The sequence below is a fragment of the Brevibacillus borstelensis genome, from assembly GCF_003710865.1.
Taxonomy (GTDB): domain Bacteria; phylum Bacillota; class Bacilli; order Brevibacillales; family Brevibacillaceae; genus Brevibacillus; species Brevibacillus borstelensis.
Genome location: NZ_RHHO01000038.1, coordinates 168,844 through 189,257, shown reverse-complemented (window position 1 = coordinate 189,257; position 20,414 = coordinate 168,844). Strand labels below are relative to the sequence as shown.

The 20,414-nt window shown below is 52.0% G+C and carries 19 protein-coding genes; 3 read left to right on the top strand and 16 right to left on the bottom strand.

All coding sequences use genetic code 11. The features are described from left to right. The first annotated feature begins 85 nt into the window (after positions 1 to 85). A complete protein-coding gene (locus EDM54_RS19365; protein ID WP_122958649.1) occupies positions 86 to 1,027 on the top strand; it encodes a DMT family transporter in 942 nt (313 codons plus the stop codon). Then, positions 993 to 1,130 carry a hypothetical protein gene (locus EDM54_RS26555; RefSeq protein WP_170208339.1) on the top strand — a complete coding sequence of 46 codons (138 nt, stop codon included), beginning with the start codon at positions 993 to 995 and terminating at the stop codon, positions 1,128 to 1,130. Before EDM54_RS19365 ends, EDM54_RS26555 begins: the two co-directional genes overlap by 35 nt. A gap of 15 nt (positions 1,131 to 1,145) precedes the next feature. Here EDM54_RS26555 and EDM54_RS19360 read toward each other — a convergent pair whose 3' ends face one another. The 16 genes from EDM54_RS19360 to citZ all read right to left on the bottom strand — a co-directional run bounded on the left by EDM54_RS19360 (position 1,146) and on the right by citZ (position 18,837). Beyond that, entirely contained in the window at positions 1,146 to 1,640 is a 495-nt protein-coding gene (locus tag EDM54_RS19360) for a metallophosphoesterase family protein (RefSeq protein WP_122958647.1), read from the bottom strand. 176 nt (positions 1,641 to 1,816) lie between these two features. After that, the gene (locus tag EDM54_RS19355; RefSeq protein ID WP_122958646.1) at positions 1,817 to 2,887 is read right to left on the bottom strand and encodes a branched-chain amino acid aminotransferase; all 1,071 of its coding nucleotides are present in this window, start codon (positions 2,885 to 2,887) and stop codon (positions 1,817 to 1,819) included. Between the two features lie 194 nt (positions 2,888 to 3,081). Next, on the bottom strand, positions 3,082 to 4,284 hold the full coding sequence (locus EDM54_RS19350) for a macrolide family glycosyltransferase (RefSeq protein WP_122958645.1): 1,203 nt from the start codon (positions 4,282 to 4,284) through the stop codon (positions 3,082 to 3,084). Positions 4,285 to 4,359: 75 nt separating this feature from the next. Beyond that, positions 4,360 to 4,926 carry a PadR family transcriptional regulator gene (locus EDM54_RS19345; protein ID WP_003387975.1) on the bottom strand — a complete coding sequence of 189 codons (567 nt, stop codon included), beginning with the start codon at positions 4,924 to 4,926 and terminating at the stop codon, positions 4,360 to 4,362. A 178-nt stretch (positions 4,927 to 5,104) separates the two neighbouring features. Further along, the gene (locus EDM54_RS19340) at positions 5,105 to 6,682 is read right to left on the bottom strand and encodes a DHA2 family efflux MFS transporter permease subunit (RefSeq protein WP_003387976.1); all 1,578 of its coding nucleotides are present in this window, start codon (positions 6,680 to 6,682) and stop codon (positions 5,105 to 5,107) included. Positions 6,683 to 6,696: 14 nt separating this feature from the next. After that, on the bottom strand, positions 6,697 to 7,929 hold the full coding sequence (locus tag EDM54_RS19335; RefSeq protein WP_024983179.1) for an efflux RND transporter periplasmic adaptor subunit: 1,233 nt from the start codon (positions 7,927 to 7,929) through the stop codon (positions 6,697 to 6,699). Positions 7,930 to 7,933: 4 nt separating this feature from the next. Beyond that, positions 7,934 to 8,593 (bottom strand): efflux RND transporter periplasmic adaptor subunit, encoded by a 660-nt coding sequence (locus EDM54_RS19330; RefSeq protein ID WP_024983178.1) that lies wholly within the window; start codon positions 8,591 to 8,593, stop codon positions 7,934 to 7,936. 9 nt (positions 8,594 to 8,602) lie between these two features. Then, positions 8,603 to 9,028: a MarR family winged helix-turn-helix transcriptional regulator gene (locus EDM54_RS19325; RefSeq protein ID WP_003387981.1), complete on the bottom strand. Its 426-nt coding sequence runs from the start codon at positions 9,026 to 9,028 to the stop codon at positions 8,603 to 8,605. A 177-nt stretch (positions 9,029 to 9,205) separates the two neighbouring features. Next, positions 9,206 to 10,162 carry a VanW family protein gene (locus EDM54_RS19320; protein WP_003387983.1) on the bottom strand — a complete coding sequence of 319 codons (957 nt, stop codon included), beginning with the start codon at positions 10,160 to 10,162 and terminating at the stop codon, positions 9,206 to 9,208. Positions 10,163 to 10,270: 108 nt separating this feature from the next. After that, positions 10,271 to 11,359 carry a hypothetical protein gene (locus tag EDM54_RS19315; RefSeq protein ID WP_122958643.1) on the bottom strand — a complete coding sequence of 363 codons (1,089 nt, stop codon included), beginning with the start codon at positions 11,357 to 11,359 and terminating at the stop codon, positions 10,271 to 10,273. Positions 11,360 to 11,532: 173 nt separating this feature from the next. Beyond that, positions 11,533 to 12,189 carry a phosphate signaling complex protein PhoU gene (gene phoU, locus EDM54_RS19310; RefSeq protein WP_003387985.1) on the bottom strand — a complete coding sequence of 219 codons (657 nt, stop codon included), beginning with the start codon at positions 12,187 to 12,189 and terminating at the stop codon, positions 11,533 to 11,535. 102 nt (positions 12,190 to 12,291) lie between these two features. Further along, the gene (gene pnpS, locus EDM54_RS19305) at positions 12,292 to 14,055 is read right to left on the bottom strand and encodes a two-component system histidine kinase PnpS (protein WP_024983175.1); all 1,764 of its coding nucleotides are present in this window, start codon (positions 14,053 to 14,055) and stop codon (positions 12,292 to 12,294) included. A 16-nt stretch (positions 14,056 to 14,071) separates the two neighbouring features. Then, on the bottom strand, positions 14,072 to 14,767 hold the full coding sequence (locus EDM54_RS19300) for a response regulator transcription factor (RefSeq protein WP_003387987.1): 696 nt from the start codon (positions 14,765 to 14,767) through the stop codon (positions 14,072 to 14,074). 504 nt (positions 14,768 to 15,271) lie between these two features. After that, positions 15,272 to 16,210, bottom strand: a complete 939-nt coding sequence (mdh, locus tag EDM54_RS19295) for a malate dehydrogenase (protein WP_003387988.1) — start codon at positions 16,208 to 16,210, stop codon at positions 15,272 to 15,274. Between the two features lie 78 nt (positions 16,211 to 16,288). Further along, entirely contained in the window at positions 16,289 to 17,572 is a 1,284-nt protein-coding gene (gene icd, locus EDM54_RS19290; RefSeq protein ID WP_003387989.1) for an NADP-dependent isocitrate dehydrogenase, read from the bottom strand. A gap of 152 nt (positions 17,573 to 17,724) precedes the next feature. Then, the gene (gene citZ / locus EDM54_RS19285; RefSeq protein WP_003387990.1) at positions 17,725 to 18,837 is read right to left on the bottom strand and encodes a citrate synthase; all 1,113 of its coding nucleotides are present in this window, start codon (positions 18,835 to 18,837) and stop codon (positions 17,725 to 17,727) included. A 423-nt stretch (positions 18,838 to 19,260) separates the two neighbouring features. On the opposite strand from citZ, the gene ytvI reads away from it, so the two are divergent. Then, positions 19,261 to 20,391 (top strand): sporulation integral membrane protein YtvI, encoded by a 1,131-nt coding sequence (gene ytvI, locus EDM54_RS19280; protein WP_003387992.1) that lies wholly within the window; start codon positions 19,261 to 19,263, stop codon positions 20,389 to 20,391. Positions 20,392 to 20,414: the final 23 nt, after the last annotated feature.

Genomic DNA, 20,414 nt, shown 5'->3' with positions numbered 1-20,414 from the left:
TCTGGCATCGTACAACGATTGTGAATTTTCCGCAAGGCAGGTACAATAAGATTCATGCGAGCGATTATGACAAGAGGTGCTTCCCATGAACAAGCCGTTAGACAAGCCTTTATTTCCTCCGTATTTGGCCTTATTTTTCGGAGTTTTAGCGATATCGACATCTGCCATTTTCGTCAAGCTGTCTGACGCGCCTTCGCCGATCATTGCGACCTACCGACTCGTTTTCTCGGTCGTCTTGACCCTTCCGCTGCTGTTCTGGAATCGGGGAGCCATAGCGGAAATTGTGCGAATGCCGCGAAAGCAGTGGTTGCTTTGCGCACTGTCCGGCGCATTTTTGGCCAGCCATTTTTTGCTCTGGTTCGAATCGCTCAACTATACATCCGTAGCCAGCTCGACTGTCCTGGTAACCTTGCAGCCGCTGTTCGCCTTTATCGGCGGGTACTTCTTCTTTGGGGAAAAGCTGCGCCCGCTCGCGCTGACAGGCGGCCTGCTCGCCATCGCCGGCAGCTTCGTCATCGGCTGGGGCGACTTTCGCGTCGGGGGCATGGCCCTGTGGGGAGACATCCTCGCTTTGGCCGGAGCCGCTACTGTTACCGGCTACTGGCTGATCGCCCAGTATATTCGCCAATACCTTTCTTCCTTCAGCTATACATTGGTCGTCTACTCGATCACGAGCGTCATCCTGGTGGCGTACGATCTGGCATTCGGGTATTCGCTCACGGGCTATTCTGCAGCGAATTGGGGGTGGTTCTTCTGCCTGGCGCTGTTCCCTACCTTGCTTGGCCACTCGATCCTGAACTGGATCATCAAGTGGCTGAACACGACGACGATCTCCATGGGCATTCTCGGCGAGCCGATCGGAACTGCCATTCTCGCTTATTTTATCCTCGGAGAGGTCGTCACCATGCCGCAGTATGTCGGCGGTCTGATCATTCTGGCCGGTATCTACCTGTTTATCCGCAACAATCAAACATCCAAAGGAGTGGAATCCGGTGAACCAACCTCCCCGCCGAAAAAGCTTGCGTGAGTACGTCAAAGGGTTAAGCGTCTGGGCCAAGATCGGCTGGACGATCTTTCTCGGCTACATCGTCGGCCGTATCGTGTACTGGATCATCAAGGTGTTTTCCTGATCGCTTGACCGCTGCCTACTTTTGTTCGTAAGCTTCATGCCTGGCCGTTATTTCAGCCCCGATTTCCACGATGCCATACGTATAGAGCGGCTGTTTTCGCTTGTCTGTCGGAGAACCGGGGTTGAACAGCAGGATGCCGTTCCTCTCTTCCCATAGCGGAATGTGGGAGTGGCCGAAAATAATCAGATCGACCGTTTGACCGGAGAATGTATCGACGGCCCTTTGCGGGGTCGTCTTTCCTTTTCCGTCCCCGTGGACGACGCCGATCCGCTTTCCTTTTGCTTCCACGATTTCTACCCGGTTCAGCCGGGCTTTGACTTGATCATCGTCTGTATTGCCCCATACTCGGACGACGTGGGCGATCTCGCTTAGCTCCTCGTAAACCTGGAGGGTATTCCAGTCGCCGGCATGGATAATGAGCTCCACTCCGCGCAGTCCTTCGATTAGCGGCTTTGGGAGCGTGTGTCCCCGTTTGGGGAGGTGAGTATCTGATACGACACCGATTTTCATCTGCTTTCTCCTCCACTGCCACTCAACTGGCAGCGTTCAGTAAGACTATTCTTCTTTCTAGCCCCAGGATTTCCATTCCATACATGAAAAAAGAAGGCACAAAAGTCCAGTAAATGGAGCTTCCGTGCCATCGGCTTTTCACTAGATTCCATTGATCAAATCCGTGTTTCTTCTTTTTATAAAACCTTCACTGTCCAACCGAACTTGTCCTCAACCTCGCCGTACTGAATGCCTGTCAGCGTGTCGCACAGCTTCATCGTCAGCTCGCCGACTTCCTGACCGTTGATGAACATTTGATGCTGGTTCCAGTTCAATTCTCCGATCGGGGAAATAACAGCGGCGGTACCGGTTCCGAACGCTTCTTCCAGCTCGCCGTTGGCGTGTGCCTGCTGCAGCTCCTCCATGGAGATGCGCTTTTCATGAACGGGAAGTCCCCAATCCCGGAGCAGCTGGAGTACGGAATTTCTCGTTACGCCGTCGAGAATGCTGCCGTTTAATGCGGGCGTCCAGATTTCCCCTTTGACTTTGAAGAAGACGTTCATCGCGCCGACTTCTTCAATGTACTTGCCTTCGACGCCGTCCAGCCACAGTACTTGCTCGTAGCCCAGAACCTTGGCTTCAGACTGCGCCTTCAAGCTGGCCGCGTAGTTGCCTGCTGTTTTGGCGTTCCCGGTCCCGCCTCTGACAGCCCGCACGTACTTGCTTTCTACGTGGATTTTAACAGGCTTCATGCCTCCAGCGTAGTAAGCCCCTACCGGCGAGAGGATGATGACGAGCTTGTAGGAATGAGAAGGACGGACACCCAAATACGGCTCTGTGGCAATCATGAACGGACGGATGTATAGAGAAGTGCCCGGCGCGGACGGAACCCAGTCCTGGTCAATCTTGATCAGTTCCCGCAATGCCTCCAGGACGAAAGCTTCATCGATCTGCGGCATGTCGATGCGCTCGTTGGACACATTCATTCTGTGCATGTTTTTGTCCGGACGGAACAGAAGGATGTTGTTTTCCCGGGTCCGATACGCTTTTAACCCTTCGAAAACGGACTGGCCGTAGTGAAACACCATGGCTGCCGGATCAAGCGTGAGCGGTGCATACGGCACGATACGCGGATCATGCCAGCCCTTCCCTTCGCTATAGTCCATTACAAACATGTGATCGGTGAAAATCTGGCCAAAGCCCAGCTTGTTGAAATCGGGCTTTTCCTTTTTTTCAGTGGCTAATGAAACCTCAAGCTGTAGGGCCATAGGTCATGCATCTCCCTTTTTATGAAGTACAAGTCAAAATCTTTTATCATGATAATTAAAACACAATTTTCTGCTTTCGGCACCTTTCTTTCCACAAGGCAAACCTTGGGAAGCACAGGCGACAGGAAAATGCCCTAACCCTATTTCCGGCCACAGCAAGGGGTAGTACCAGCGTAGCCTATACAAATCTTTCATTAATGATGTAATCCTGCTCTTCGTTTGTACGCGAAGATTTCCTCGACGGCTCGACGATACCCACCCGCAGCTCGGAACGAATCGCCAATTTCTGCACATACCTTTCGCATGGACGCATCCTTAAACACCCGTTCCGCCGCCTCTCTGAGATCTCCTGCGGTTAAGCCTTCTGGATTTAGGTGGATGCCTGCCCCGAGTTCAGCTACCCTTCGAGCCAAATAAGGCTGGTCAGCACTTTGTGGAAGGACAATCAGCGGCACACCGTAATAAAGGCCTTCACTCGTGCTGTTCATGCCGCCATGCGTGACAAACAATTTGGCGCGTTGCAGTACTTCGAGCTGCGGCACGTAGCTCTGAACAATAAAATTTGCCGGAATGTCTCCCAAATCCAATAGATCGGTTTGTCTGCCAACAGACAGGATCACGGTGTACTTCGTTTCGGCGAAGGCCGCAAAACAAAGTTTGTAAAAATCCACGGCTCGATTGATTACGGTGCCAAGTGAAATATAAATCAGGTGTTCTGTATTTATCGGGGAGAAGTCAAATTGATCGTGTGGGCGGGGCACGATAGACGGTCCAACAAAGTTGTATGTCTCGTCGAATTGTTCTTTATCCGGTTGAAAAAGCTTCGACGTATAAATGATAGTCATTGGCGCGGGATTGCAGAAAATCTCATAGGCAGCACCAACTTGCACATTGTATTTCGCTTGCACATGACTCCGCAGCTCTTGATACTCCTGTTGCGAACGTCTAATATCGTTCCCTGGAAATTTGCGTGAGAGGTTATCTTGCAGACGGTCAAAGCTATCTTGCTGCATTGCAAAACTGCTACATGAGCTGATTGCCGGCAGGTCGAGTATTTGTGCAAGCAAACGCCCACAGCCGAACATCGAGTCATGAATGAGGTAATCAAAATGGTCTCCTTTTGTTTGAGTAAGGAGACTGGGAATGACGATGTCGGCGGTGCGCAATAGCCCGCCCACTCGGGCCCAAGGATTTCGTCCCCCGGCAAGGAACGCTTCTACAAATTTGTTTCCATCGAACGTGATCACCTCTGCGCCCGTTGGCTCTACGCGATCACGATATTGTTCCGCTGTAAAGTAAACCACTTCTTCGCCTCGACGGATAAGTTCTTGAACAACGCCGAGGGTTGGATTGATATGTCCTTCCGAACCTCCGTTGATGAACAAAACGCGTGCCATAGTCATCACCTTTCATCATGAAGTACACAGCTCCAGGCGCAACCTATTTGCGTCGTCGCCACCACTATACATTCACTAACGCTCAATCCCCTCCATACGAAGGTTATTGATTAATTGTAGAACCCACTCTTCGTCAAAACGGAGTTTGTCCAACCTATGCCGGAACCAGATCAAATTGTAGTGTCGTTCCGCATCGGGCATCATTTCGTCTTTGCTCACATTCTCCACCCGTTCTTCTTCATGGCGGATCTCAAACCGCAGGTAATCCTTGTACTGGTGCAAAATCAAGAACTGCAGTTCTCTGCTGATCATGTCAAAATTTGAAAACTTGGTATAAAAATGCAGCTCATAATCCGGCGAGTATGGAATCGGTTCTTCCATTAGCTGAAAAAAGCGGCGTCTGCCATCCTCCGTTATTCTGTACATTTTTTTCTTCTTTCCTCTTCCCTGCCGGACACCTTCCTGCTGTTCATCGGGGACCTGCTCGATCAGCCCATCTGCAACCAGGCTATGAATAAGCGGATACAGCACCCCCCAGCTGATTTTTCTCGTAGGTCCGATAATCCCGTTCAAAATCGTGTGCAGCAAATACCCATGCATCGGAGATCCCGTCAATTCGCCTAGTATGAACAATTCGGTCAAGCTTATGGCCTCCTTAATCGATTGATCTGCCTCCATTATATCTAAAAGATATAATATCACAATATATTTTTTTGTTATAAAAGACGCCCAAGAGGTGCAGAAGAACAAAAAAAGAGGCGTCCCCAAAACGAAAAAACGCTTTGAGAACAACCTCTCGCTTCTTGAAATATGCCAGCCATTACGCTGCCGCTTTTTGCTTTTCTTCCGCGGCGCCTTGTTTCTTCGGCTTTTTGTGCAGGAAGTAAATCAGCGGGATCGAGCAGAAAATGGGGATGGATGAAATCAGCATCGCGTCGGCAATGCCGCGCACGGTTGCTTCCTTTATGATCATCCCCATCAGCACGGAGCTGGCTCCGCCTTGCGCTGTTGCCGCATCTACGCCCGCCTGGGTAAACATGCCGGTCAAGCCTCTGATAAAGTCAGCAGCTGCCGTAGATGTGATGGTAATGCTTTCGGAAATCGTCGCAGAGTGGAAGTTCGTCCGAGTCGTCATGACCATCGTCAAGAGCGCGATCCCGAACGAGCTCATCACCTGCCGGATCACGTTGGACAAGGACGAGGCTTTCCCTACGATCATCCGGGGGACGGCGTTCATCCCTACGGTTGACAGCGTCATCATGCACAATCCGATTCCCAGACCGCGAATCGTCAGGATCGTATTGAGCCAATGGTGCGGCGTATCCGCCTCCAGATTGTGCAGCTCAAATGTCGTGATCCCCATGACTGTCAAACCTACCAGGGCAATCGGACCGATTCCGTATTTGTCAAACAGCTTCCCGCTGATCGGCATCATGATGGCCATCGCGATTGATTGGGGCATGAGCAGCAAGCCTGAATCCATCGCCGACATGCCCTGGATGTTTTGCAGGAAGATCGGCATCATGAAGATCCCGCCCATCATCCCCATCATGACGAAGCTTGAAGTGATCACGCTGAGCGTAAACACCGGTATTTTAAACAGACTCAGATCAAGCAGTGGCTGCTCCTTGCCAAGCTCCACCCATACGAACAGAGCCAGACTGGAAAAAGCGATGAAAAACAGGCTGACAATGAAGAAGGAGCTCCATCCTTCCGACTGGCCTTTGCTGAGCGCCAGAAGCAGGGTCCCAAAAGCGATGATCGACAGAATCGCTCCCGGGTAATCAAACTTCAGATCAGGCTTCTTCTCCGTTTCCTTCAACAGGGCGCTGCTCATGATAATCGCGAAAATGCCCACAGGGACGCTGACCAGGAACAGAAAATGCCAGTTGAGGTATTGGATCAAATATCCGCCGAGCGTCGGCCCTACAGCAGGGGCCACCATCGAAGCGATCCCGAACAAACCGAGCGCCATCCCGATTTTTTCCCGGGGGACGATCATGTAAATCATCGACATCCCGATCGGCATGATCAACCCCCCGCTCAGACCTTGAATGATGCGGAAGGCGATCATACTCGTGTCGCTCCAGGCCATCGCGCACAAGACGGAGGATGCCGTAAACGCGATCAGCGAGATCAGGAAGACCCGTTTGTATCCGAATTTGTCGCCGAGGGAACCGCTCATGGGAATGACAACGGCGTTGGCAAGCATGTATCCCGTCAATACCCATTGGATCGTATCAGTGGTTGAACCGAATACGTTTACCAGCGTTGGCAAGGCGACGTTGATCAGACTGTTGTTCAAGATAGCAACGAAAGTCCCCATGAGGATGGCCAGAAGTGTAATCCACATTCCGCCACTCCCGCCGTCCTTTTGCTGTGTCGCTGCTTCCGCCATTTTTATCACCTCCGCTAGTTGACGATTACTTTGCTGCCTTCGGCCAATGAATCAGTCGGTGTCAGCACCAGACGGTCGTTTTGGTTCACACCTTGCGTGACACTCGTCCATTCGCCCGATGTTTCTCCTACAGAGACTTCCACCTGATGAACGACATCCTGGTCTACTTTGAAAACGTAATGTTTATTGTCTTTCGTTACGATAGAAGAAGCGGGCACTTTCCAAGAGTTGGATGCTTCTGCCTGATTCGGCAGGTACACCTCGGCAAGCATGCCGGCGCGCAGCTCGCCGTCTTTATTGTCTACCGTTACTTTGATTGGGAAAGAGCTGCTGTTGGCGTCAGAGATCGGGCTGACGAACTCTACGGTTCCCTTCAGCACCTTTCCGCCAAGACTGTTAACCTTCACATCGACCGGGGCGCCTACCTTGATCTGGTTAATCTGCTCTTGCGGAACGCTCGCTTCCACTTTTACCCGGTCCATGTTGACCAGTACGAGGAGCGGCGCGCCCGGCTGTGCCATTTCACCCGGATCGATGTTTTTCTTGGCGACGATACCGGAAATCGGCGATTGGATCATCGTGTTTTGATAAGTGTTTTTCGCCAGCTCCAGGCTGGATTGCAGGCGGCTCACCTCAGCCTGCAGGGCTGCTATTGTATTGGAGGTAGGTCCCTCCTTGGCCAAATCGTATTGGGCCTGTGCCTGGTCGAGGGCTGTCCTTGCCTTTTCCAGATCGAGTGTAGTCTTTTCGTACTCGGCTTGGGAAATCGCGCCCGAGTCAAACAACGCCTTCATCCGGTTGGCTGTATTTTCAGCCACCTGCAGCGTAGCTTTTGCCTGCTCCACACCGCTTGCCAGGCGTTGCAGCTCTTGTGTCCGCGCTCCTGCCTGGGTGTCATGCAGCCGCGCTTGTGCGCTCGCGATCGCGGCTTCGGCTTGCTTCATTTGCTCCAGGTAATCTGTCGCCTCCAGCGTTACGAGGATATCGCCTTTTTTTACGACAGAGCCTTCCTTTACATTGACCTGTGCTACTTTTCCGGACAGCTTGGAGACGACTTGAATTTCATCAGCTGCTGCTATTTTACCGTTGGAGATCGCACTGGTTCCGGCCATGTCCGCTTTCCATACCTTTACAACCGGAGCGCTTTCTGATGGTCCGGCTGAAGACGGCTCACTGCATCCAGCCGCAATCAGCGAAACGGCTGCCAATACGGTACCCAGCGTCTTCCATTGTCTCGCTTTATTCATGTTTTTACATCTCCTTCACGTGCACTTTGATTTCTGCGTTCAGTCCGGCGGCCAGATGAAGCCCAGCGGTATCGTCGATCGCGATTTTGATCGGAATGCGCTGGGTGACTTTGGTAAAGTTGCCGCTTGTGCTAACAGCAGGCATCAACGAAAAAGTGGAGTTTGTCGCTTGGCCGATCTCGATCAAGTGTCCAAGCAGCTTGGTTTTCGGATAGGCATCCAGCACAATGTCCACTTTTTGTCCCAGTTTCAGCCGGTTGAGCTCTGTTTCCTCCACATTGGCAGAAACGTACAGCTTGGATTCGTCAACGACCATGGCGATGGATTGACCCGGGGAAACAACCTCCCCTTCCTTTGCCAGCGTTTTGATCACCGTACCTGTAATGGGTGCGCGAAGAAGAGCATTTTCCAGAAGATTGGTCGTCAGATTGGTCGTATCCTGTTGCCCTACGATTTGATCGGCAACGACCGTATCGCCATCCGCAATGGAAAGCTTCTGGAGCTTTCCGGCAATACGCGGCATAACGCGGTAAATGTCTCCGCTGATTCGTGCGTCTTCGGTAGTAACGTAATGACTGCCTTGATACCAGTAGTAATAGCCGATGCCTCCTCCCGCTGCCACCACCAGGAGCAAGATGACATACAAAATGATTTTTCGCTTCATGGTTTCTCCTCAGCTTTCTTTCTCTAGTTTGGTGATCAGAGTCTCCAAGGCGCGAACGATTTGCCCCAGCTCTGCATCAGAAAAGTCGCTAAACAGTGTACTGTAGTACGCTTCAGAAAAGATCGGCAGTTTTTCGAATTGCTCCCTCACTTTATCCGTCGAGCGAATCCAGACAACGCGGCGATCTTTTTCATCTCTTAGACGTTCTACCAGCTGCTCTCTCTCCAACCGATCAATGATGCCTGAAACCGTACTGTAAGACAGATCGACAGCCTTGCTGATCTGGCCGATGGTGAGCATTTCATCTTTAAGATGCCGCAAAACCATCAACTGCGGATAGGTCAATCCGACTTTCTCCAATTCTCTGGCAGCAATCATGTTGATCGTCTTGTTCAGGCGTTTTAAAAGGTCGCGGATGACCACTGGCTTGTTCATGGCTTCCCCCTTCTGATCAAGTTATTTCGCACACGAAATTTTATCACACGAAATACTATACGTGTTTTCGTTTATGATTACAACCTTTTTTTGAATTGCCTTTGAATAAAACTGTCTTCTGTTGAACATTTTTTTCTTTAAAAACGAGGAAGACAGCCCCCTGGAGCAGGTGCTGTCTTAAACTGGAAGCTGCGAACTGACAACTGTTGTACCCTTATGCGAAACAGGACCGGCTGGCTCTTCTTCCGGAAGCTGAAACTGTACGCTTGGCACATTTCTCGGTTCGTATTCAATCTCCGGGAATGAGTGAATCGTCACCATCATGCTTCCATTCGCGGAATAAGCACGGATCAGGATCGGATATGCGTATTTGTTCTGGAAGACGAAATCGGGGCCATACCAGCTTACGGTAGCATCCCTGCCTGGAGGAACATACGGCACGTTGCGGCTGTGCGAATACCTTTTCACGATATGTAGGCCAGCTTTGTCAACTGCATTGAACAGAGTCGAAGAAACCTGGCAAATCCCGCCGCCAATCCCCTCCGACAGTTCTCCTCTGACGATAATCGGCGCTTCGAGATAGCCTCTGCTTTTCGTTCGCTTGCCCACCACTTTATTGAAAGAAAACGTTTCTCCCGGCAGAACGACATAGTTGTTAATCGCTTTCGTAGCCAGCTGTATGTTATGAGAGCGATTGTGGTTTCGGGGATTAAAATACGTCGTGTATTGACCGATCCTGCGCTTGCGCACCTGCTCCAGCAAAGCGCGGTCCACACGCGGAAGCACATCGCGCACGACAGGGGTGATCTGGGCCGGGCCGTTTCCGTAAAAGTAGGCATACACCTGGCCCCAAAAGGCCTTTTCATCCAGAGCTTGTCCTCTCTGTTCAGCGATAATCTGCCCTCGCTCATTGATAGCGGCATCTACCGGTGCCCGATAGACTTGAGCCGCAACACTTTTTCGCACCTCATCCAGCCTCGCCTCGTCTATCAAAGGGACGCCCGAAAGCGGCAATGTGTAATCGGCGCGATCCAGATAGGCAATCGGGGTTCCCTGCCAGACGATCCGGAGGAAATCGGTTGCGTCCAAGGGATGCACAAGAAGCATCAGTGCCATGACAAAAGAAAAACCCATCCGGCTGCTCACCTCCTTGGCATAGTATGAGCAGTCAAACGGGTTTCATGCGAATGGTCCGTTCTCCAGTCGGCCTCTCTGGCCGACTAGCTGTCAGTTTCAAGCAGGCTATCTGTCAGACCCCAGTTGGCTGGAGATCGCTGCCTCAAGCTCTGCGAGTTTTCTTTCGTCTGTCGCTTCCTGATAGATCAGAGACAAGCGGATCCGGCATTCCTCTGCCGCCTTCAAGCAGGCAGTGCCTCTTTTCGTCGCCTCCTTGTAACGCTTCTGGAAGGTGGCGATTTGACTTTGATACCGCTCATCCGTCCCTGGCTGGATTGCCCTCTCGTACATGTCGATGACCTCATCGGTTTCCCGCTCCGGAAAGTATTCATGCGGGGCTGTACTGTCAAAGATGGCGAGACCCCGTTCCGGCAGGACCACCATATCCAGGCTGTTCGGGTCCAGGCCGCAGTGGTATACCTCCGCATCAAATCCCCGTCTCTGCGCTTCTGCGACCAGGCGCTTCAAGATCGTGGATTTGCCCGATCCCGGCCTTCCTTTTATCAAATACCGCTTCGATACTTCCGCTGTCAGGTTGGGGACGAAATCCTTCGGACCCGCAGAAGTGGCTGCTCCCAAATACATCCGTCGGACTCGGGCTCTCTTCGCCGCTGTATCCTCACCGAAAAACAGGCGGATCACTTCGTCGCCCACCTGATTCGCCTTTTCCCGGTCGAGGTGGGCGATAAAGATACCCTCCCATTCATCGTGAATCCGCAGCGCTTCCGCAAACGCTTGGTGCGCCTCCAGCGTGCTTGCCTCGATCCGCTCGAGCAAAGAAACGATTTCTTCGCGATGAGACGCAAGCTTTTGTTTATCCACAGCATCTTGCAAATTGACATAGGTCTCGATCAAGCCGGGTCCCTCGGGCTTGAACTGGCGCGGGTATCCGCCGTCAACTACTGCTGCACTCCACTCCGGTATCACTACGCCATCAAAGGCTCCATTCACAAAAGGAGAGTGAATCCATTCGACCCGCTGGCCAAGTCGAATCGCCTGTTCTCCGATTTTTTCGATTAACCTGCTGGCGAGTCCCTCTGCATCGCCAGTAAGAACAATGCGCCGATCGATCCCGGTCAGTATCGCGTTCAAAAAAGACCGATACCCTCTCGCTGTATTTCCGCCTGCATAAATATGACGCTCGTTGACGCTCATGGCAATCCCTCCTGTAGAACTAAAAGCAAAATCAGCTTCCCGATATCGTATGCAGCAGCCGCCCATTAGGCGATTGTACAATACGGACGTGCCGGCGTTCAGTAACAGCTTGCAGGCAAGCAAAAAGGCCGCTCTGCGATGCAGTCAGCGGCCTTCTTCCCGAGTCTTCTATTCTAATTGTTCAGATCGGTCATTTTTCCGGTGCTCATGTATATAATCCACTCGCAGATGTTGGTCACATGATCCGCGATCCGTTCCAGATACTGTGCCACCAGCAACAGATGCGTGCCCTGCGAGATCGACTGTCCGTTCTTGGTCATCACGTCGATGAGATCCCGGAAAATCGTCGAAAACAATTTGTCGACAATGTCGTCGCGGGCCGCAATCTCTTCTGCCGCCTGCTTGTCAATCCCGATATAGGCATTCAGGCTGTCCCGCACCATCGCCTTGACATGATCCGCCATCAACGGAATATCGATCAGCGGCTTCACATACGGCTCGGCCATCAACCTCCGCGTAGTCTTCGCAATCGAGACCGCGTGATCGCCCATCCGCTCCAAATCGGTCACCAGCTTGAGCATCGTCCCCAGCCGCCGGAGGTCTCCGCCGACCGGCTGTTGCAAAGCGATCATCTGAAAGCAGCCGACCTCGATCTCGTGCTCCAGCTCGTTGATCAGGTGGTCGCTGGCGATGACTTGCTCGGCCAGTTGAACGTCACGCTCGACCAGGCTTTTGATCGATTTATGAATAGCTTCCTCTACTAGCGTCCCCATCGACATCAGCTTGCGATGCAAGCCGTCAAGCTGTTCTTCGAAAGCATGTCGCGTCATACCCTGTTTCCCCCTCATTTGTCTGTCACGACCATGGTACAAGGGGAATGTATACCGGGAGTAAAGGGAGTGTTATCTTTGTGTAAATGTTTCAAAAGCTCTCTACCATTCGATCGGCAGTGTCACTGTAAAGGTGCTGCCCTTTCCTTCCACGCTCTTCACCGTGATTTGCCCGTGGAGGCTTTCTACCAGATGCTTGACGATGGCAAGGCCCAATCCCGTGCCGCCCGAGTCGCGGCTGCGCGCTTTATCGACCCGATAAAACCTTTCAAAGATCCGCGGCAAATCCTGTTCCGGGATGCCGATGCCCGTGTCTGTCACCTGGATTTGCACGTGCCTGCTGTCCTGACGAAGCTCAAGCGTAATAGCCCCGCCCTCCGGCGTGTAGACGACAGCGTTGGTCACGAGATTTAAAATAATCTGCTGCAGACAGTCCTTGTCGGTCGTGAGCGTGATTCGCGGCTCTGCTTTGGGCAATGTGATCGAGATTTGCTTGCGCTGCGCCTGGTCTTGCAGGAGCGCAACGGTCGAGCTGATCAGGTCCTGAACATTGACCTGCACCAAATTCAAGGAAATTCGCTTCTGCTCGATTTTGGAGAGGTCGAGAATGTCCCGGATCATCCGATACAGTCTCTCGCTCTCATCAGAGATGATCTGCAGGAAATTGCGGCACGTCTCTTCGTCCTGCATCGCTCCGTCCAGCAGTGTTTCCGTAAAGCCCTTGATGGATGTGATCGGCGTCCGCAGCTCATGCGAGACGTTCGCCACGAAATCGCTCCGCATCTTTTCCAGACGGCGTACCTCGGTAAAGTCGTGCAGGACGACAACGACTCCTTTGGCTTCCCCTTTAAAGTTGATGTAGGGAGCAAAATTGACCTCAAGGATGCGCTCCTGCGGATAGTAAATATGCACTTCCTGCCGGAACTTTTCTCCGCGGTCCAGACAGCGGTCGATATACTGGCTTAGTCCGAAGCTTTTCCCCGCTTCGATGTGGAGCTTCCCGATCAAGTCGTTGGCCGAGGTTCCCAACAGCCGCTCTACCGCCGGGTTCACCAGCATAATCCGGCGCTGTTCCGAAATAAAAATGACACCGCTTGTCATATTGGTCAGCACACCCGAGAGTCTCTGCTGATTTTCCGAGATTTCGTACATCTGCTGCTCAAGGCTGGACGCCATGAAATTGATCGCGGTTGCCAACTGCCCGATCTCATCTTTTGCCTTGATCCTGACGCGGCTCTCGTACTCGCGCTGCGTGATGTTTCTCGCTACCCGCGTAATTTCTTCGATCGGCCTCGTGATGTTGTAAGAAATGCGGGAAACGACGATCGAGCCGAGCACCAGGGTAACGAGCAATCCCGTCACCAGGCTGTACCACAGATTGTGTACCGTGTCGGTAATATCCTGCATCGACATCGCCGAGCGGACCGCACCGATAATTTGATCTTCGACAACGATCGGAACCGCGACATACATCATTTCGTAGCCCAGCGTCTCGCTGTAATGTCTGTCTATACCCGTCTCCCCGCGAAGCGCGGCCGAAAACTCGGGACGGTCGGCGTGGTTCTCCATTCGCTCCTGTTCATACGTATTGTCAAACAGCACGCGGCCTGTACGGTCTATCAAGGTAAGCCGCACCTCTTCTCCCGGAGCCACCTGTTCCACCCTCTTGGCCAGTGTAATTTCGTCACTGAGCACTTCCGGGCGGACCGCCTGCGCTACCAGCTTGGATTCGCGGGTCAGAAGCTCGCTCAACGTCTCCAGGTAGGAACGCTCCAAAACCTTGGCAAAATACATGCCCATCAATAATAAGACAAGAGAAATCAGTCCGAGAATCGTGAGGGTGAGTTTGATCCGAAATCGCGTCAAGGAATCAGTCCCCCTGTCATCCTTCCAGCTTGTAGCCTAGGCCGCGAACGGTTTTGATATAACGGGGACTTTTCGTGTCTTCCTCCAGCTTTTCGCGCAAATGGCTGACATGCACGTCGACGATCCGCGAGTCGCCGATGAAGTCGTAATTCCAGACGGCATTCAGCAATTGGTCCCGAGTCAGGACTCTGCCGTGATGGCTGGCGAGATAATGGAGCAGTTCAAATTCCTTTGGCGTCAGCTCCACCTTCTCACTGCCTCGAAACACTTCGTATTTTTCCGGATAAATCCTGATTTCCCCAAATTGCAATACTACCTCGTCCGGGGCGGCCGCTGCCTCGGAAGATGTCTGGGTACGGCGAAGAATCGCTTTTACCCGGGCGATCACTTCTCTGGGGCTGAAAGGCTTCGTCAAGTAATCATCCGCCCCCAGCTCGAGACCAAGGATTTTGTCCAGTTCATCGTCTTTGGCTGTCAGCATCAGGATCGGCGTGTTGTTGCGCTCCTGGCGCAATGTTTTGCAGACGTCCATGCCTTCCATCTTGGGCAGCATCCAGTCGAGAATAATAAAATCAGGCTGCTCCGTGCGAGCCATATCCAGGGCCTGCTTTCCGTCACAGGCAGTTATTACTTGAAAACCGGCTTTTTCCAGGTTGAATTGCAGCAATTTGACGATAGACGCCTCGTCGTCTACCACTAAAATCTTTGTCATTATGTTTCCCCCCTACGCTGCCGTCCTCGGCTCTTCTCTAGTGTTCTCACGTTCCAGTCTGCCAAATCCAGCTTAGGTAAGACAAGTAATTTTTTTGTAAAGATGTTGTTGGGGCTGTGGTGGAGGAGATGAAACAGGAGAAAACTGCTGCAGGTTCGGTGGGACACTTGCTGGGGGCGGGGGGGTGTCCGGCGCCAAAGCAAAAGCGGAACCGCGTCCAAAAGCAGCAGGTTCATTGATGTCTCTCAGAGTTGGACGCTGAAAGCGTGTTCCGCTTTTGCTTTGGTGCCTGGGTAGTGTCCCAAAGACCTTTGCCGTTTTCTCCTGTTTCATCTCTACAGCCATAGTGGTTGGAGGGGGTGTTTTTAGCAGATACAGGAAGCATAAGGGTGAAAGCGATTCGAAGATGAGCAGGCATGAATCATTGTTAACTTTTTTCAGGAAAAATCAAAAGACGCCCCCTTGGGAGCGTCTTTCACTAGTAATAGCTATTGCGGGACTTTGTTATTGCAAAACCTTCATGACATTGCGCACGGAGTCGGCGGATTTGTCGAGGGCGGCTTTTTCTTCCGCCGTCAGTTCCAGCTCGATGACTTTCTCGATGCCTTTTCCGCCGAGCAGGGTTGGCACGCCGAGGTAGATGTCATTGTAGCCGTACTCGCCTTCCAGATAAGCGATGGAAGGCAGAATGCGTTTTTTGTCCTTCAGAATGGCTTCTGCCATTTGAACGAGAGAAGCAGCCGGCGCATAGTAAGCGGAGCCGTTGCCCAGCAGGTTGACGATCTCTCCGCCGCCTTTGCGGGTACGCTCGACGATCGCGTCCAGGCGATCCTTTGGAATCAGCGTTTCCAGCGGTATACCGCCCGCATAGGAGTAGCGTACCAACGGGACCATGTCGTCGCCGTGGCCACCCAATACAAAGCCGGTAACGTCTTCTACGGACACGTTCAGTTCCATCGCTACAAAGGTGCGGAAACGGGCTGTATCCAGCACGCCGGATTGGCCGATTACGCGCTCTTTCGGGAAACCGGACGTTTTGAAGAACGTGTAGGTCATCGCATCTACCGGGTTGGACAGAACCAACACGATGGAGTTCGGAGCGTGCGTTTTCACTTGCTCTGCAACGGAGCGCATGATGCCTGCGTTGGTGTTGACCAGATCGTCGCGGGACATGCCTGGCTTGCGGGCAATCCCAGCCGTGATGATGACAAGGTCAGCATCCTTGATTTCCGCATAGTCCGCTGTGCCCGTGATGCTGGAGTCAAAACCGAGGACCGGAGAAGATTCCATCATATCGAGCGCTTTCCCTTTTGTCGGGTTTTCCAGTTGCGGAATGTCTACCAGCACGACATCTCCCAGTTCTTTTTGAGCCAGAATGAATGCTGTCGTTGCACCAGTGAAGCCGCTGCCGATCACTGCGATTTTTTTGCGTTGGAATGCCATATAAGGTCGCCTCCATAGCATTGCTTTTTGTTGGTTTGCTAATGGTCCCAGAAAGCCTTTTTGCTCGGTACTTTACACTTACATGTTTTTGATCAGGGCGTCAGCGAACTCGGAGCATTTCAGCTCGGTTGCGCCTTCCATCAGACGTGCGAAATCGTAGGTTACGGTTTTCGCGGAAATTGTTTTTTCCATGGAGTTGATGATCAGATCTGCCGCTTCGTTCCAGCCCAGGTGACGGAGCATCATTTCGCCGGAGAGGATGACGGAAGACGGGTTCACTTTGTCCAGACCGGCATATTTCGGAGCAGTACCGTGAGTCGCTTCGAAGATTGCGTGTCCAGTCAGGTAGTTGATGTTTGCGCCAGGAGCGATACCGATACCGCCTACTTGTGCAGCCAGCGCGTCGGAGATGTAGTCGCCGTTCAGGTTCAGTGTAGCTACTACGTCGTACTCAGCCGGACGAGTCAGGATTTGCTGCAGGAATGCATCGGCAATCACGTCTTTTACGATGATTTTGCCTGCTGCTTCTGCTTCTTTTTGCGCTTTGTCAGCGTCGCCGCCTTCTGCTTTGATGCGGTCGTATTGCGCCCATGTGAATACTTTGTCGCCGAATTCGGCTTCAGCTACTGCATAGCCCCAGTTTTTGAACGCGCCTTCGGTGAATTTCATGATGTTGCCTTTGTGTACGAGGGTTACGGATTTGCGCTTGTTGTCGATCGCGTAGTTGATCGCTGCGCGAACCAGACGCTCGGTACCTTCTTTGGAAACAGGCTTGATGCCGATACCGGATGTTTCCGGGAAGCGGATTTTCTTCACGCCCATTTCGTTTTGCAGGAAGTCGATTACTTTTTTCACTTCCGGTGTACCTTCAGCCCACTCTACGCCAGCGTAGATGTCCTCGGTGTTTTCGCGGAAGATCACCATATCTGTCAATTCAGGATGTTTTACCGGAGAAGGAACGCCATCGAAGTATTGAACAGGACGTACGCAAGCGTACAGATCGAGCTCCTGGCGCAGCGCCACGTTGATGGAACGGATTCCGCCGCCGACTGGTGTAGTCAGAGGGCCTTTGATTGCGATCAGGTATTCGCGAACAGCAGTGAGGGTATCCTCAGGCAGCCACTCGCCGTATTGGTTGAAGGATTTTTCACCTGCGAATACTTCGAACCAAGCGATTTTCTTTTCGCCTTTGTATGCTTTTTCTACGGCTGCATCCAACACGCGAACAGATGCATTCCAAATATCAGGACCCGTACCGTCCCCTTCGATGAACGGGATGATCGGGTTGTTCGGTACTACCAGTTTGCCGTTATCTACTGTGATCTTTTGGCCAGAAGTTGGCTGCGACAAGTTTTTAAACACAAGAAATCCCTCCAGTATATGGAAAATAATGGTAGAAAAATATTTCCAGACGTAGGAGAACTACCACACTCGGTGGTAGTTCTCAAGCAGGTGCTTAGGAGTGTGGGCCCGCTATGGTGCCGCCTCCTCCACGATCGGAATAGCAAGGGTCATTAGCGGCGGTCGATTGGCACGTAGTGCTGGTTGACCGGTCCAGTGTAGTCGGCGCGCGGACGGATCAGGCGATTGTTTTCGTACTGCTCCATGATATGCGCAGTCCAGCCGGACATTCGGCTAATCGCAAAAATCGGCGTGAACAGATCGCTTTCCAGTCCGAGAGCGGTGTAAACGGAAGCGGAATAGAAATCGACGTTTGGCTTGAGGCCTTTTTCGCCAGTCACCATTTCTTCCACCTTGACGGACATCTCATACAGCTCTGGACGTCCGATTTGAGCGGTGAGCGCTTTGGACATTTGCTTCAGCCATTTCGCGCGCGGGTCTCCGTCTTTGTACACGCGGTGTCCGAAGCCCATGATTTTGTCCTTGTTGTCCAGCTTTTGACGGATGTAGGATTCCACATTGTCCATGGAACCGATTTCTGCCAGCATGGCTGCTACAGCTTCGTTGGCTCCGCCGTGCAGAGGGCCCTTCAATGTGCCGATCGCCGAAACGATACCGGAATAGATATCGGTCAAGGTCGCTACAGTCACACGCGCTGCGAACGTAGAAGCGTTGAACTCGTGGTCCGCATGCAGAATCAATGCTACGTCAAATGCTTTTTCTGCGGTTTCGGTAGGCTCTGCACCAGTCAGCATGTACAGGAAGTTTTTTGCAATCCCGTAAGACGGATTCGGAGCGACAGGTTCCAGTCCCTTGCGCATACGTGCATACGCTGCGATCAGGGTTGGGGTTTGAGCCATCAGGCGAATCGATTTCCGGTAATTGGCCTCAGGAGTCATGTCCTGCGCTTCTGCGTCGTAGAGCGCTAGCGAAGAGACAGCTGTGCGCAACGCCGCCATCGGGTGTACGCCTTTTGGATAGGCGCGAATGCTGTCGATTACCTCTTTCGGTACCGCAGCATTTTCGCCCAGTTGCTTTTTCAAAGCATCCAGCTGATCGCGCTTCGGTAGGGCTCCATGCCAGAGCAGGTACACAACCTCTTCAAAGGTAGCGTTTTCAGCGAGCTCGTCGATGTTGATACCTCCATAGCAAAGTACCCCATCGACAATCGAACAGATCGAAGATTGAGCGGCGACCACGCCTTCAAGTCCGCGAGTAGCTGTCATGTAACTCTCTCCTTTTCCACTCTAAGCTATATGAAATTGTCCTGGTGGTTCCTTTTACGACCACCCTCCGCACATGAATGATTGACAAATCGGCTTACATAATCATTCGCTTTTATAAAAAACGCGTATATCAGGGAGGAGAGACCCACGGGTCCTGCTGCTGCATGGTTATAAAAAGAATCCAACCATAATTCGACACAATTATAAAAGATTATTGCGATTTTGTGAATGATAAATGTACAAGATGCAAAAAAGCCGGTGTATATGGCAAAGCTTGCTTGCACCTACCAGCATACTGCATAATAGTTACAAAGCGGTCACGATCGTTTTTTCACGCTGATCGGAGGGACAGCCGCCTGGAAACATTTATGAAAACAACGAATCCATCTCTCTATTCCTCCGTGGATAGAAAGGAGAGTACTATTGAACCGGCATAACTGGGTTGAACGCCTCTTTCAAATCATTCGGTTTTTATGGGTTTGCCTTGTCATTTATCTCGGCTTCAAGCTCATTGTATTCGCATCACCTTTACTGTACCCATTTCTAATCTCCTTAGTCATCGCACTTGTCATTCATCGGCCTGTGACGTTTTTGACCAGAAAGGCCAAGTTCCCCCGGTGGCTGTCCGTAACGATCGCCCTCCTTCTTTTAATCGCGATTTCCGGCGGCGTCGTCACGCTCGTCATCACCGAGACAGTCGTAGAGATTGGAGAATTGGCGAGAAAGCTTCCCGGATTTTCCAACGAGCTTGCTCAATACCTGCAGCGGACGATTTCCCAGGATTTTCTGACCGGCCTGTATGAGCAGATTCAATGGTTCTACTCGCATCTGGACCTTGCGTACAAGGATAAATTGGACAACACGATCAGACAGGGAATTACATCGATTACGCAAGCTGGACAGCAGCTCATTGTGCAGTTTCTCGATGGCTTGAAAAACTTCCTCGTGTCGCTGCCGAACCTGGCGACAGTGTTCGTGATTTCCTTGCTCGGCGCATTTTTCATTGCCAAGGATTTCTTCCTGTGGGAAGAGCGCTTCAGAAAGCTTCTCCCAAACGGCGTCAACAACCGGCTTGACGAGATTTTCAAGGATCTGAAAGCCGCTTTGTTCGGCTTCCTCAAAGCCCAGCTTACGTTGATTTCGTTGACAGCTGCCATCGTCATCATCGGCCTTTTGATCCTGCGGGTCGAATACGCAGTCACGATCGGACTGATTACCGGTCTCGTTGATCTGCTGCCGTACCTTGGCACAGGGACGGTATTTATCCCGTGGATCATTTACCTGTTTTTCAAAGGGAACTACAGTCTGGTCATCGGCTTGTCGATCCTGTACGGAGTCGTGCTGATATTCCGGCAGATTATCGAGCCAAAGGTCGTTGCCGAAAACGTCGGATTGGACCCGCTGCTAACGCTGGTCGCTCTGTTCGTCGGCTTGCAGATTTTCGGATTTCTCGGCCTCATCATCGGGCCTGTTTCCCTGGTGTTGATCAACGCGCTTGTAAAGGCGAAAGTATTTACCGATATTTGGAGGTACATCAAAGGGACCGAAACGTAAGAAAAAGGAGGCGACGGCCTCCT

Bases quoted from the DNA above. Each gene is read 5' to 3' on its own strand.
- EDM54_RS19365 (WP_122958649.1), top strand. From the start codon at position 86: ATGAACAAGCCGTTAGACAAGCCTTTATTTCCTCCGTATTTGGCCTTA.
- EDM54_RS19315 (WP_122958643.1), bottom strand. From the start codon at position 11,359: ATGAGCGTCAACGAGCGTCATATTTATGCAGGCGGAAATACAGCGAGA.
- EDM54_RS19325 (WP_003387981.1), bottom strand. From the start codon at position 9,028: ATGAACAAGCCAGTGGTCATCCGCGACCTTTTAAAACGCCTGAACAAG.
- phoU (WP_003387985.1), bottom strand. From the start codon at position 12,189: ATGACGCGACATGCTTTCGAAGAACAGCTTGACGGCTTGCATCGCAAG.
- citZ (WP_003387990.1), bottom strand. From the start codon at position 18,837: ATGACAGCTACTCGCGGACTTGAAGGCGTGGTCGCCGCTCAATCTTCG.
- EDM54_RS19355 (WP_122958646.1), bottom strand. From the start codon at position 2,887: ATGGCCCTACAGCTTGAGGTTTCATTAGCCACTGAAAAAAAGGAAAAG.
- EDM54_RS19340 (WP_003387976.1), bottom strand. From the start codon at position 6,682: ATGGCGGAAGCAGCGACACAGCAAAAGGACGGCGGGAGTGGCGGAATG.
- EDM54_RS19350 (WP_122958645.1), bottom strand. From the start codon at position 4,284: ATGGCACGCGTTTTGTTCATCAACGGAGGTTCGGAAGGACATATCAAT.
- EDM54_RS19320 (WP_003387983.1), bottom strand. From the start codon at position 10,162: ATGGGTTTTTCTTTTGTCATGGCACTGATGCTTCTTGTGCATCCCTTG.
- EDM54_RS19335 (WP_024983179.1), bottom strand. From the start codon at position 7,929: ATGAATAAAGCGAGACAATGGAAGACGCTGGGTACCGTATTGGCAGCC.
- mdh (WP_003387988.1), bottom strand. From the start codon at position 16,210: ATGGCATTCCAACGCAAAAAAATCGCAGTGATCGGCAGCGGCTTCACT.
- EDM54_RS19360 (WP_122958647.1), bottom strand. From the start codon at position 1,640: ATGAAAATCGGTGTCGTATCAGATACTCACCTCCCCAAACGGGGACAC.
- EDM54_RS19330 (WP_024983178.1), bottom strand. From the start codon at position 8,593: ATGAAGCGAAAAATCATTTTGTATGTCATCTTGCTCCTGGTGGTGGCA.
- EDM54_RS19300 (WP_003387987.1), bottom strand. From the start codon at position 14,767: ATGACAAAGATTTTAGTGGTAGACGACGAGGCGTCTATCGTCAAATTG.